At 70.2% G+C, this 13,796-nt stretch carries 9 protein-coding genes; 7 read left to right on the forward strand and 2 right to left on the reverse strand.

Features of this window, described 5'->3' with window-relative positions:
• Window positions 1–217 precede the first annotated feature (217 nt).
• Complete coding sequence (locus ACTWPT_RS45490) at window positions 218–700, forward strand: glycine-rich domain-containing protein (RefSeq protein WP_443183774.1); 483 nt, start codon at window positions 218–220, stop codon at window positions 698–700.
• Window positions 697–1,596: a phosphotransferase family protein gene (locus ACTWPT_RS45495; RefSeq protein WP_443183775.1), complete on the forward strand. Its 900-nt coding sequence runs from the start codon at window positions 697–699 to the stop codon at window positions 1,594–1,596. Before ACTWPT_RS45490 ends, ACTWPT_RS45495 begins: the two co-directional genes overlap by 4 nt.
• A gap of 280 nt (window positions 1,597–1,876) precedes the next feature.
• On the opposite strand, the gene ACTWPT_RS45500 is transcribed toward ACTWPT_RS45495, so the two are convergent.
• Both ACTWPT_RS45500 and ACTWPT_RS45505 read right to left on the reverse strand, forming a co-directional pair.
• Complete coding sequence (locus ACTWPT_RS45500) at window positions 1,877–3,352, reverse strand: sulfatase-like hydrolase/transferase (RefSeq protein ID WP_443183776.1); 1,476 nt, start codon at window positions 3,350–3,352, stop codon at window positions 1,877–1,879.
• 9 nt (window positions 3,353–3,361) lie between these two features.
• A complete protein-coding gene (locus ACTWPT_RS45505; protein WP_443183777.1) occupies window positions 3,362–4,825 on the reverse strand; it encodes an extracellular solute-binding protein in 1,464 nt (487 codons plus the stop codon).
• A gap of 149 nt (window positions 4,826–4,974) precedes the next feature.
• Here ACTWPT_RS45505 and ACTWPT_RS45510 point away from each other — a divergent pair, with 149 nt between their 5' ends.
• The 5 genes from ACTWPT_RS45510 to ACTWPT_RS45530 are packed head-to-tail and all read left to right on the forward strand — an operon-like array spanning window position 4,975 to window position 13,597.
• Window positions 4,975–5,979 carry a LacI family DNA-binding transcriptional regulator gene (locus tag ACTWPT_RS45510; protein ID WP_443183778.1) on the forward strand — a complete coding sequence of 335 codons (1,005 nt, stop codon included), beginning with the start codon at window positions 4,975–4,977 and terminating at the stop codon, window positions 5,977–5,979.
• A complete protein-coding gene (locus ACTWPT_RS45515) occupies window positions 5,976–6,905 on the forward strand; it encodes a carbohydrate ABC transporter permease (protein WP_443183779.1) in 930 nt (309 codons plus the stop codon). Before ACTWPT_RS45510 ends, ACTWPT_RS45515 begins: the two co-directional genes overlap by 4 nt.
• Entirely contained in the window at window positions 6,902–7,744 is an 843-nt protein-coding gene (locus ACTWPT_RS45520) for a carbohydrate ABC transporter permease (RefSeq protein ID WP_443183780.1), read from the forward strand. The genes ACTWPT_RS45515 and ACTWPT_RS45520 overlap by 4 nt, the downstream gene beginning before the upstream one ends.
• A gap of 19 nt (window positions 7,745–7,763) precedes the next feature.
• Window positions 7,764–9,584 (forward strand): glycoside hydrolase family 2 protein, encoded by a 1,821-nt coding sequence (locus ACTWPT_RS45525; RefSeq protein WP_443183781.1) that lies wholly within the window; start codon window positions 7,764–7,766, stop codon window positions 9,582–9,584.
• Entirely contained in the window at window positions 9,581–13,597 is a 4,017-nt protein-coding gene (locus ACTWPT_RS45530; RefSeq protein ID WP_443183782.1) for a glycoside hydrolase family 2 TIM barrel-domain containing protein, read from the forward strand. The genes ACTWPT_RS45525 and ACTWPT_RS45530 overlap by 4 nt, the downstream gene beginning before the upstream one ends.
• Window positions 13,598–13,796 lie beyond the last annotated feature (199 nt).

Here is a 13,796-nt window from a genome sequence, read left to right on the forward strand (position 1 = left end):
CCAACAAGATCGACCGGGACAAGAAGACCCGCACTCACGTCCGGCAACTCCAAGCGCTCGGCTTCACCGTCACCCTGACCCAGGCTGCCTGACCCACACCGCCCCCAGGCCACCCCACCGACGATCATCGGCCGGGGTTCGCTGCCGCCTGCCCGGCTGAGGTCCTTATTTTCCGGTCAGCATTCGGCACACATCACCAACCCTGAGGGGAGTGAACATGAGTCCTTGGACAACTGCGGGCCAGCGCTCCGCAGCCGACGTCATCGAACCCCGTAGCCTGGTCGACCACGGCCTGTTCGACCAGGTCACCACCCGCATCGCCCGCACCCACAACATCACCCACGAGCACGCCGGCCGCATTATGGAGCAGGCGCTAGCGTTCCTGTACGCCTGCGCCCACAACCCCGTCACGGCCCTCACTCCGTCGCCCGAGGTGGACCTGGGATGGCACACGTTCATCCTCGACACCCACGCCTACAGCCAGTTCTGCCAGCGCATCGCCGGCCGATTCCTCCACCACAACCCCGAGGAACCCGGCGGCGACAAGGCGGCGTTCGTAGCCAGACTGGGTGACACCATTCAGGCGATGCGCGCACTCGGCCTGACCGTGGACAGCGAGCTGTGGCTGGCCAGCGCCGAATGCAGCCAGTGCTACGCCGGCTGTGTCGACGACCCGAGCCCTGAAGGGAGGCAGCCGTGACCCGACCTACCTGGGAAGAGCTTCCCGACGACGTCATCAACGCCGTCCAGGAGCAGTGCGGACACGTCCTCAAGGCGGAGAACGCCACGGCTGGGATCATGCCGGGGGTGGCTGCCCGCCTCGACCTCGAGGACAGCGATCGCGTGTTCTTCAAGGCCATCGAGCGCACCCACGAGGCCGCACGCCTGCACCTGCGGGAGCGGTGGGCGGGCCAGAGCCTGCCAGCGGACGTTCCCGCCCCGCGCATGCTCTGGAGCGACACCATCGGCAAGTGGCACGTGATGGTGCACCAGTACGTCAACGACAACGCCCACCATGCCGACCTCTCGCCCGGGTCGAAGGACCTGCCCGCTGTCCTCGACACGATGGCGCTGCTCGGCGCGCTGCTTACGCCGTGCCCGAACGGTGCCATGCCGGTGTCGGACAACGTCGACGCACTGATGGCCAAGGCCCGGCACATGCTCGACAAGCCCTCGAGTGAGCTGGCCAACCGCGACCTGTACGAGGCCGCGATCGACGGGTTCGGCCTGTCCGCCCTGCGTGGCAACACGCTGCTGCACTACGACCTGAGCGCCGGCAACCTGCTCGTCACGCGCGGGCGCGTCCGCGTCGTCGACTGGTCATTCGCGGCCCGCGGCGCGGCCTGGCTGGAGGCCGCTCTCTTCGCGCCACGTCTGATCGAGGCGGGGCACACGCCAGAGAAGACCGACGAGCTCCTGTCCACGCTGCCGCACTGGCACGATGCACCCCGCAAGGCCATAGCCGGCCTGGCAGCGGCCTGGACGCTGTTCCGCCTCTACAAGGCTCAGCACGGGCCGGAGCAGATTCGCCAAGCCCACGCCCGCGCCGCTGACGCGGGCCGGTCCTGGCTGGCCTATCAGCAGGCGAAGGGCTGATCAGGCGCCCAGTGTTTCTCGACAAGGCCCACGCCGGACCGTGATCCCCACCCGACCACCGTCCGCGTGACCAGCAGCACGCAGAGGAGAGACGCGGCCCTCCCCGGCCTAGATGTGGGCAGAGGGCCGCGTCGTACTGATCTCCGGACCAAAGGGGAGACCACCAGCGGTGAGGATCAGCGGTTGGCCGACGGGAGTCGAGCTGCGGCTGGGACGGGTTCGACCAGGTGGGGCTGAGACAGCACCGCGAGACCGAGGACTGGCTGGCCTGCGCCCGGGGCTACCTCCCTCCCGGGGCGTGCCAGTTGTGTGGTGCACGTTTAAGGGTGTAAGCCGCCTCCGGCAGGTCGTCCCGGACGCGGATCATCCAGCGGGCGAGGTCGGTCGTTAGGGTGGCGCGGATCTCGGCGAGCGCCGGATCGTCATACCGGTTGTCCAGCTCCGCCGGGTCGGCCTCCAGGTCGTAGAGCTCGCCGGTGCCACGCTCGTCCAGGAGCAGCTTCCATTGGGCGCGCCGGAGCATTACCGTCGTGCCGGCCTGGGTGACGGTGTTGAGCTCGTCGAAGGTGCGACCCTCGTACGGGAAGTGCAGCGGAGGGCGCTCGTCGACGCCGTAGGACAGCCCGCCGAACCCGCGTTCGCCGTACCCGGTGGCGAACTCCTCGGCCGGGTACTGAGCGCCGGTGAGCAGGGGCCACAGGCTGCGGCCCTGGACGCCGGGCGGGATCCCGGCGTCGAGGACGTCGCAGATCGTCGGCAACAGGTCGGCGAGCGAGACGAAGTCGGTGTCGTTGGCCAGCGGCCGCACCCCCGGCCCGGCCACGGCGAACGGGATACGCATCAGGCACTCCGCCATGCCGGCGCCCTTGCGCTGCAGGCCGTAGTCGCCGACGTAGTCGCCGTGGTCGGCGACGAAGAACACCAGCGTGTCCGTGTCCCGCCCGGTCTCACGCAGGTGGGTGAAGAACCGGCGGAGCTGGTCGTCGATGAGTCGGAGCATGCCGCAGTAGTTGGCGCGGTAGCGCCGCCACTCGGCGTCGTAGCCGGGCCGTTTCTCCTCGATCAGCTCGCGCAGCCAGGCGTACGTGCCGCCCTTGCGCGCGGCGCCTTCGGGGCCTGCGAGCCGTTCCGGCATCTCGTCGGGGTCGAACAGGCTGAAGTACGGCTCCGGCACCTGGTACGGGTTGTGCGGTTCGGGAAACGACAACCAGGTGAGGAACGGCCGGTCGGCGGGGGTCCGATCGATGGCGTCTATCGCGCCGTCCACGATCCGGTACGGGAGCTGGCTCTCCACCGGGAATGGCGTCGGCTCGTGCCCGACCGAGTGGTCCAGTTCGGCCAGCCACTGCTCGAAACGGGCCTGCTCGGGCGTCGCCGCGCCGTCCGGGCCGCGATCATGCCAGTACGGCGCTGCGAACGTGTCGAAGTCGGCCCGCTCGCGGTGGAAGTGCGTCTTGCCCGCCAGGTGCAGCGCGTACCCGGCGTCGCGGAGCACGTCCACCAGGTCGGCCCCGCGCAGCACGTGCCGGGCGGCGCTGTTCTGGCGGACGCGGTGCGCGGACGGGTAGCGCCCGGTGAGCAGGCTGATCCGGGCGGGCACGCACAGCGGCGAGGTGGTGTACGCCCGCCGGAACCGCGTACCGCCGCTCATCAGCCCGTCGAGGAAGGGCATGGTGTCCACGGGGAAGCCGCTCGCGGCCGTCCAGTCCGCCCGCTGCTGATCGGTCATGATCAGCACGATGTTGGGTCGGTTCACGGTGCTCCGTCAGCGCTCGGCGTACATCGGCTTGGTGTAGTCCGTCCGCGGCTTCCAGTTGGGGAAGGCGTAGTCGTCCAGGCTGACCTGCGCGCCCTTGGCCTTGGCCGCCGCGATCGCCGTCTCGCGCATGGCGGCGCTGTCGCTGGACAGCTTGGTCAGCGCCGCGCGCACGTCGGCAACGTCGCCGGTGAGCGCGCCCTGGACGATGTCCCCGAGGGTGGGGGTGACCGGTTTGGTGGCGATCTGCACCTGCTGGAGGTCCTTGTTGCCGGCGATCGGCTCGGGGGCCAGGAAGACGCTCTCCTTGAACCAGCCGATCAGCTTCTTGTAGGCGGGGTGCGCCTGGGACTGGTCGACGACGGAGATGTCGCGCGGCGGCTGCGACATGGTGTCGGCGACCCGGCGCGAGTACTCCTCCGTGGTGAAGTGCTCGCTCAGCAGCTTGCTCGCCAGCGCGGCGTTCTTGCTCGTCGAGGACAACCAGTAGTCCCCGGGCTGCGGCACATGGTAGGTGGCCACTTCGGTGGCGGCCTGCGGCGTCAGGATCGGTCCCACGCCGAGCTTGTCCGCGAAGCCGGGCGTCGCCTTCAGCGCCACGCCGGGGCACCAGGGACCGTCGAAGTAGTACGCCGCGATCCCGGCGGTCCACCGGGCCCGGGCCACGTCGTCCAGCCAGGAGTTCGCCCCGGGCACCAGCACCTTGTCCCGGCTCAGCGAGACCAGGAACTCGATCACATTGAGGTACTCGTCGGAGTGGAAGGCGAACTCGCCGTTGTCGTAGCGGACACCGCCGGCCCCGGCGAACCCGGCCGCCTGTGCCAGGTCGTTGACCTGCTCGGCCAGCCGTATCGGCATGCCGATGTTCCACACCCAGCCGTACATCTGGCCGCCGCCCTTGCTCTGCACCGCGCGCGCCGCGGCCCGGAACTCGTCGTACGTCTTCGGCGGCGCCTCTGGATCCAGCCCGGCACGCGCGACCAGTTCCTTGTTGAACCACGTCACCGCGGAGTAGGTCTGGTGGCTGAAGATGGGGAAGGCGTAGATCTTGCCGTCGAACATGTGCAGGCCCTCGATGAGCGAGTCCTGGACCCGGGCCTTCGCCTCGGCGCTGAGCTCCAGCGGCTGCGACCATCCGGCGGCGACGAGCGCCGCGGCGGGCAGCGTGAGCCCGGCGTTGCTACGCAGGTCGGGAAGCTGGTTGCTCTGTTTGGCCAGCTGCAGCGCCTGGCCCAGCTTCGCGGGGTTGTAGTACGTGTACTGGACGGGGGCGCCGCCGGGGCTCTTGGCGAACTGGGCGAAGATCTCCTTCTTCGCCGACTGGAGCTGGTTCTGGTGGTCCCACCAGGTCAGCGAGTTGCCACCGGCACCGCCACCCCCAGCACCGCCACTCCCGCCGCACGCATTGGTCGCGGCCACGGCCGTCAGGGCACCCGCCGCGGCGAGGAACCCTCGCCGAGTCATCGCAGTCATCGGTCCTGCCTTTCACCGCGCGGCCCGTGAACGTGTCGTAAAAAATATTGCCGCGTGGCAAATTCATTCTTGCCACGCGGCATGCCGCGCGGCAAGACTCTTCACTACTGAAATGTCACCGGCTTCCGACCGGAAGGGGAACGACCTTGGTGACCCAAAGAGACGTGGCGCGGCTGGCGGGAGTCTCCGTACGGACCGTGTCCAACGTCGTGAACAACTTCGCGTACGTGTCCGAGGAGACCCGCGCCCAGGTCCAGCGGGCCCTGGACGAGCTCGGCTACCGGCCCAACGTCGCGGCGCGCAGCCTCAACCGGGGGCGCTCCAACCTGCTGGCCCTCGTGCTGCCGCTGGACGTGCCGTACTTCACCGAGCTGGCCGCCCACGTGGTGAACCAGGCGGAGGAACGCGGCTACACGGTGCTGATCGACCGCACAGAGGGGGTGGCGGAACGGGAGCGGCAGATCGTCATGCGGCGGGACCGCTCCGCCCTCTTCGACGGGTTCATCTTCAGCCCGCTCGGCCTGTCCCCCGACGAGCTGCGTGACTGGGCGGGCAGGTGCCCGGCGGTGACGCTGGGCGAGGTGCGGGTGAAGGGCGTGGACCACGTCGCCATCGACGACACCGCCGCCGCCAGGAGCGCCACCGCGCACCTGGCCTCCCTGGGCCGGACGCGGATCGCCGCCATCGGCCTGGTGGACCGGCCGGTGGGCAACACCGCGGCGCACCGGTCGGTCGGATACCGGCAGGCGCTGGAAGAGGCGGGGCTTCCCCTGCGTGCCGAGCTCACCGTGCCGGTGCTGCGCTACCAGCGCCAGGACGGCCGGCTCGCGATGGAGCGGCTGCTCGACCTGCCGGAACCGCCGGACGCGGTGTTCTGCTACAACGACCTGCTGGCGCTCGGCGCGATGCGGGCGATCCTGGCGCGAGGTCTGCGGGTGCCGCAGGACATCGCGGTGGCCGGGTTCGACGGCATCGAGGAGGGCCGGTTCGCCACCCCGCCGCTGACCACCATCGTGCCCGACAAGGAGAAGATCGCCGAGCTGGCCGTGCGGCGCCTGCTGGAGCGCGTCGAGGGCGACGGCAGCGCCCCCGTGCAGCTCGAGGCGCCGTGGCGGCTGATGGTCGACGAGAGCACCACGGGCGCGCGCGGATGACGGTCGCACTTCCCTCCGCGGCGCGCCGGCGCCGCGACCGCACCACCCTGTACGTCTGGCTGTTCCTGACCCCAACCGTGCTCCTGTACGGCGCGTTCACGGTCTACCCGATCGTCGGCAGCTACGTGTACTCCCTCACCGACTGGAACGGGTTCGACGCGAGCCCTTCGTTCATCGGCCTGACCAACTACCAGGAAGTCCTGGCTGACCCGATGTTCTGGAGCTCGTTCCGGCTGACGCTGACGTTCATGCTCGTCGCGGTGCCGATCCAGGTGCTGGTCACGCTGCTGATCGCGATCGTGCTCAACTCGCCGCGCATGCCGTTGCGCAAGTTGTTCAGGACCGCCCTGTTCCTGCCGGTGGTCACCACCACGGCGATCGTTGGCGTCGTCATGCAGTTCGTGTTCGACCCGGCCAGCGGCCCCGTGAACCTCGCGCTGCGCGAGGTCGGACTGGCGCCCGACGGCATCGACTTCCTCGGGCAGTCCTCGACGGCGCTCGGCACGACGATCGGCGTGTACGTGTGGAAGTGGTTCGGCATCACCCTGGTCTACTGGCTGGCCGCGCTGCAGACCGTGCCGAACGAGGTGTACGAGGCGGCCCGGCTCGACGGCGCCGGCGCCCTGGCCACGCTCCGCCACATCACCATGCCGCTGCTCAAGCCCTTCCTGGTGATCATCACCCTGCTCTCGATCGAGGCGTCGCTGCAGGTCTTCGACCTCGTCCTGACCATGACCAACGGCGGCCCTTTCTACTCGACCGAGGTGATCGAGGTGTACATCTACCGGTGGGCCTTCGCCGCGACAGTCCCCCGGCTCGGGTACGCGTCCGCGGCCGCCGTGCTGTTCGGCCTGTTCGTGTGCGTCGTCGGCATGGTGCAACTGCTCGCGATGCGCGCTACCCGCCGGACCAGGGGGATGGCGTGAACGCGGCCAAGGTCCTGCGCCGGCTGCCCTGGTGGCTGGCCGCCGCCGCGCTCGCCATCGGCTGCCTGATCTGGATCTACCCGTTCCTGTGGATGGTCTCGGCGTCGTTCAAGACGTCGGCCGAGGTGTTCACCAAGGGGCTCGACCTGCTGCCGGACGCACCGGAGTGGGCCAACTACGAGCGCGCGTGGGTCGAGGCGGAGTTCGGCAAATACCTGCTGAACACCGTGATCGTCACAGTGTGCACGGTGGTGGTCGTGGTGGTCAGGTGCGCCATGACCGGGTACGTCCTCGCGCGTCACGAGTTCCGCGGCCGCAAGATCATCATGGGCGTCCTGGTGGCCACGCTGTTCGTCCCGGCCGGGTACACCATCATCCCGCTGGTCGACCTGTCCCAGAAGCTCGGCCTGCTCAACTCGCTGACCGGCATCATCCTGGCGATGTCGGGCGCCGCGAACGTGGCGGCCATCCTGCTCTATTTCGGCTACTTCCGCGGCATCCCCAAGGAGCTGACCGAGGCCGCGCTCATCGACGGCGCCGGCTTCGCAACCATCTTCTTCCGCGTCATGCTGCCACTGGCCAAGCCGGTGACCGCCACGGTCACCGTGCTGACCTTCCTGTCCACCTGGAACGCGTTCTTCCTGCCGCTGGTCTTCACGTTCTCGCGGCCCGACCTGCGCACCGTCAGCGTCGGCATGCTGGCGTTCGTCGGTGAGAACGCCACGGACTGGTCGGGCATGGCCGCCGCGGCGACGATCTCGCTGCTGCCGGTCGTCGTGCTGTTCATCGTGCTGCAGCGGTACTTCATCGAGGGCATCGCCGGTGCCGTCAAGTCCTGATCCATCGAAAGTGAGCATTGTGCCTGACAATTCCATGATCCCCCGTCCCGAGTACCCGCGGCCGCAGTTCGTCCGCGACGAATGGCAGTGCCTGAACGGGACGTGGCAGTTCGAGCGGGACGCGGGCGACTCCGGGCTGGAGCGCGGGTTGCTCGACCGGGAGCTGAGCGGCGAGATCGTCGTGCCGTTCTGCCCGGAGGCGCCGCTGTCCGGCATCGGCGACCCGGACTTCCACGAGGCCGTCTGGTACCGCCGTACCGTGCGGGTGCCGCGGAGCTGGGCCGGGCGGCGGGTCCTGCTGCACTTCCAGGCGGTGGACCACGACGCCACCGTGTGGGTGGACGGCGTGGAGGCCGGACGGCACCGGGGCGGGTTCACGCCGTTCAGCTGCGACCTGGCCGGTTCGGCCGGTCCCGGGCACACGTACACGGTGGTCGTACGGGCCCGCGACCCGCGGAGTGGTCCGCAGGCGCGGGGCAAGCAGGCGACCACGTACGAGGGGCACGGCGCGCACTACGGGCGTACCACCGGCATCTGGCAGACGGTGTGGTGCGAGCCCGTGCCCGCCCAGCACCTCGCCCGGCCGCGGATCACGCCCAACGTCGCCGCGTCCGCCTTCCGGATCACCGTGCCGGTCTCGGCCGCCCGCGCCGGGCACCAGGTGCAGGTGACAGTGTCGGACAAGGACGGCGAGGTCGTGCGGGCGCGGGCGCGCGCCGACCTCGACCTCGCCCCCGAGGTGTGGCTGCCGCTGCTGCAGGACCGCGTCCGGCTCTGGTCCCCCGAGGATCCCCACCTGTACGACGTCCGCATCGACCTGCTCGACGGCGACGGCACCGTGATCGACACCGCCGCCAGCTACGCCGGGCTGCGCTCGGTCTCCATCGACGGCCATGCCGTGCTGCTCAACGGCGAGGTGCGCTTCCAGCGGCTCGTGCTCGACCAGGGCTACTACCCCGGCGGCCTGATGACCGCGCCCTCGGACGAGGCCCTGCGCCACGACATCGAGCTGGCCGTGGCCGCCGGCTTCAACGGCGCCCGGTTGCACCAGAAGGTGTTCGAGGAGCGGTACCTGTACCACGCGGACCGGATGGGATTCCTGGTGTGGGGCGAGTTCGGGGACTGGGGCGCCAACACCGGCGGCGGCCCGTCGTGGGACAACCAGCGGCCGACCGCCTCCTTTGTGACGCAGTGGCTGGAGGCGGTCGAACGCGACTACTCCCACCCGTCCATCGTCGGCTGGTGCCCGCTCAATGAGACCTTCCAGAAGCTGCACGACCGGATCACCGTGCTCGACGACGTCACGTGGGGCATGTACCTGGCCACGAAGGCGGCCGACCCGACCCGGCCGGTGATCGACGCGTCCGGGTACGCCCACCGGGTGCCGGGGGCCGACGTGTACGACTCGCACTGCTACGAGCAGGATCCCGAGGTGTTCGGCAAGCTGATGTCGGGCCTGGCCGACGGGACGCCGTACGTCAACGCTGGCCCCGACGGGGGCGCGTGGTCGGTGCCGTACCAGGGGCAGCCGTACTTCTGCAGCGAGTTCGGCGGCATCTGGTGGAACCCGGGCGCGCCTCCCGAGGAGCAGTCCTGGGGTTACGGCGAGCGGCCCGCCAGTGAGGAGGATCTCCAGCGGCGCTTCGCCGGGCTGGTCGGAGTGCTGCTGGACGATCCCCGCATGTTCGGCTACTGCTACACGCAGCTCACCGACGTCTATCAGGAGCAGAACGGGATCTACCGTTTCGACCGGTCGAGCAAGCTGGACGTCGCGCGGATCCGCACGGCGCAACTGCGCCCGGCGGCGATCGAGCAGGCCGGATCGGAGAACGGGCGATGATGTTACGACGCACCTTCGCCGTCGCGGTGCTCACCGCGGGGACGCTGCTGGCGGCGACGGCGCCCGCCCTCGCGGTGCCGCCGCCGCCAGCGACCCCCGCGGAGGGGCGCACGATCGAGGTCAGCGGCCGGGTGGTGGACGCCGGCAGCGGCGCGCCGATCGAGGGGGCCAGCGTGCACGCCTCGCGGAGCGACGTGTTCGCCACGACCGCCGAGAACGGCACGTTCGTGCTGGCCGGCGTGCCGGAGAGCAGCGCGCTCGTGGTGGCCGGCAAGGAGGGGTACGCGTTCGCGTCCACGACCGCGGCCGGTTCGGTCACCCTCGAACTGGCCAGGGACACCGATCCGGCGCGGCAGGAGTACCCGCGCCCGGATGCCGACCGGCGCCCGTTCACCGGCGACACGTGGCTGTCGCTGAACGGGACCTGGTCGTTCGACTTCGATCCCGGGAACGCCGGGGAGCGCGAACGCTGGTACGCCCCTGGGCACGCGTTCGGCAAGGCGATCCGGGTGCCGTTCGCGTACCAGTCTCTGGCCGCGTGGGGCGAGGAGGAGCTGGCGACCAAGGAGATCTTCCGCAGCGCCTTCGCCGGTTACCGGGGGACGGTCTGGTACCAGCGGTCGTTCACCGTGCCCAGGGACTTCCCCAAGCAGCAGGTACGACTGCGCGTCGGGGCCGCCGACTGGGGCGCGGCGGTGTGGCTTGACGGTGAGCCAGTGCTGCCGTACACCGGCGACGGGTTCACCGAGATCAGCGCCGGGTTGGGCGCGCTGGCTCCCGGTTCGACGCACACGGTGACGATCCGGGTGGTGGCGCCGCCGACGACGCCCGAGTCGCCGTACCCGATGGGCAAGCAGACGGGCGAGCCCAACGGGGCGGACACCGGCTGGTTCAGCGACGTCGGCGGGATCTGGCAGTCGGTGTGGATCGAGCCCTACGCGGGCGCGCGGCTCACCGGCACGCGGGTGACACCCGAGCTGACCTTCGAAGGGGACGCGCGCACGCCATCCGTGGCGGCCGCGCGGATCGACGTCGCGGCCGACGGCGGGCAGCGCGCCACCGTGCAGGTCAGGGGCCCCGATGGCAAGGTGGTCGGCAGCGCGGACGTACCGCTCGAGGACGGGCGCGGGACGGCGCGGATCCCGATCGCGCGGCCGCGCCTGTGGGAGCCGGACGATCCGGCCCTGTACACCGCCGACATCCGTCTCGGCCACGACGACGGCGTCCGGACGACGTTCGGTCTGCGGACGATCGAGCGGAAATGGGCGCCCGGCCACCAGAACGAGTACCAGTACGTGTACCTCAACAACCGGCCGGTCTATTTGAGGGGCGTGCTCGACCAGGGCTACAACCCGTGGGGCCTGTACACCTACACCGGGGTCACCGCCGGGCCCGACCTGCGTACCGGGACCGAGAACGAGCCAGGCCGCGGCTCGATCCTGCTCGACCTGAAGAACGCCAAGAAGCTCGGCTTCAACGTGATCAGGAACCACCTCAAGGTCAACGAGCCCGCCTACTACCACTGGGCGGACCGGCTCGGGCTGATGATCTGGTACGACATGCCCAACGCGGGCTGGCACTCCCTGGGCGCGGAGGCGGAGCGGCTGTTCGAGGGGCTGCTGCGCGCCACGCTCAAGCGGGACCACAACCATCCGTCGATCGTGATCTGGACGATTTTCAACGAGGCGTGGGGGCTCGGCAAGGAGCCGTGGCAGCAGCCAATCCCGGCGGAGGCGTTCCCGTACGTCCGCAGGATGGTCGGGGTCGCCCGCGACACCGACCCGTCGCGGCTGATCGTGGACAACTCCGCCTGCTGCCAGAACGGCCACCTCGACACCGACCTCAACGACTTCCACTACTACCTGGCCGGCTACGACGAGTGGAAGAAACTGCTGGACGGGTTCGACGCCCAGGTCAAGCCGGGTTCCACCTGGAACTTCAACGACGGCGCTCAGAGCGGGCAGCCGTGGCTGAACTCCGAGTTCGCCATCAGGTCCGGGCAGGCGCCGCACACGTTCGGCCTGTTCCGCGCCTATCCCAAGCTCAACGGGTACGTCGGCGTCCAGCTCGCGGAGACCGAGCAGGAGGTGCAGAGCCCGGTCACGTTCGACCGGCAGCCGAACCAACCGGAGTTCATGGACCATCACGGCCGGCCGCGCGGCATCGACCTGTTCCAGGGGGACGACGCGATCTCGCTGATGGGCACGGCGGCGCGGACCGTCGAACGCGGCGGCGCGATCGAGGTGCCGGTCAAGGTCAGCCACTTCGGTGACGCCGACCTGTCGCGGGCCACGCTCCGGTGGAGGATCGGCGGCTACGACGACGAAGGCCGGTGGGTCGCCGACGCGGGCGGCGGCGGTTCGCGGCCGTTCGCCCCGGAACGCTACACCGTGACCGACGCCGGCACCGTGTCGGTCACCGCGCCGGCCAAGCTGCGCAACGGGTACGTGTGGATCTGGCTCGACACCGGCGGCCCGACCGTCGCCGAGAACTACCTGACCTTCGATACCCCCGCCCCCGACGGCGGTTTCTCCCCCGGCGCGGTGACCGCGCAGGAATGGACCGGCGGAGCCCAGGCCAAGACCACCGGTGGGTCCGACTGGGTCACCGGTTACGGCCGCGGCCACTTCGAGTACGAGGTCCAGTTGCCCGGGGAGGTCCGCACGGGCCGGGCGCGCAGAGCCACCCTGATCGCGGAGATCGCGGCCGCCCAGCCCCGCGGCTGGTACGACCCCAACAACGTGACCACCGCGCGCCGCTACCCCACCCGCCTCACCGTGTCGGTCAACGGCACCGCGCTGCCGGTGATCGAGCTGCCCGACGATCCCCACGGTCCGACGGCGCTGGCCGGTCGATCACGGGGCTCCCTCGTGGCCGACTTCGGCAACCGCTACGGCTACCGAATCGCCGTCCCCATCACCGCACGCCAACTCGGCGACGAGGACACCGTCACGCTGCGCTTCGCCTCCGACGGCGGCGGACTGTCCGTCTTCGGCGTCCGCTCGGGCCGCCACGGCGCACCGCCCACGCTGGTCAGCGGCCGGGTCTCCGTGCCCGAGGAACGTCCCCGCTTCCGGGCGGTCGACTCCCGGCTATCGGTGTACCAGGCGCCGGCCGCGATCTCCACCGCGACCGGCGCCGGAACGGCGATCGTCTCGGTCGTCAACGACACCGCCAAGACGGCGCGGAACGTTCGCGTACGGCTGTCGGCCCCCAAGGGCTGGACCGCGACCGCCGCCGAGCCGGACGTGATCAGCTCACTGAAGCCCGGCGAGGCCCGTCACGTCGCGTTCACCGTACGGGCGGAATCGACCGTGCTGACCGGCCAGACCGCGGACTTCACCGCCACCGCGAGCTGGGACGGGCACGCGATCCAGGCGATCAGCAGAACGACGGTGACCTTCGCCCCCGAGGCCTACCCCGAGGTCGGCGTGGACGACACCTTCGACACCGATTCCAGCGCCGCCTACACGGTCCACAAGCCGTCGGCCACCGAGGCGTTGCCGCAGCTGACCTTCGGCGCGGGAACGCTGCAGGCGCAGGGACCGGGCGCCTACTACGGCCTGGTCTCCCATGGCTCCGGGCCGAAGAGCTCCCGGGCTGTCGTGATCGTCGACCATGACCGGTGGGCCGGCACCGGGAAGGGGCAGGACGCCCTGTTCAACGGCCTGGTCAAGGACGAGCGCAACTACGTCATGGCGTGGACCGGGATCAAGGGCCAGCACGGCATCGACATCAGGATCGACGGCAGGCTCACCGCCGCCTCCGGCGCCACGGGGGTGCTGGAGCCCGGCGACCGCTGGGCGTTCGTCCTCGACGCCAACTCGATCAGCACCTGGGTCGACCGCGGGGGTGGCTGGGGCTGGTCCCACATCATGACGGGCACGACCCAGGGCCGCATCGACTTCACCAGGCCCGGCGCGCTGGATGGCTGGCACTACGGCGTGGGCCTGCGCGGCAACGCCGGCCTCCAGGCGATCGGCCGCCTCGAAGGCCGCAGCGACCCCGGCTGAGAAAGGGGCCGACGACCATGACCGCCACCGGGCCGCTCCCAGCACGGCCCGGTGCGGCTCGGCACGGCAGTCACGTCGCGATCGGTCGCAGGAGGTTGCGGACCTCCTCGACCATCCGGCTGCCGCCCTTGCACGCGGCCGTCAGACCGTGGAGCTGAAGGAGGCACTGCACACGCTGCTGGGCATCGTCAGCCCGCTA

It is taken from the genome of Nonomuraea sp. 3N208, assembly GCF_052245935.1.
GTDB lineage: Bacteria > Actinomycetota > Actinomycetes > Streptosporangiales > Streptosporangiaceae > Nonomuraea.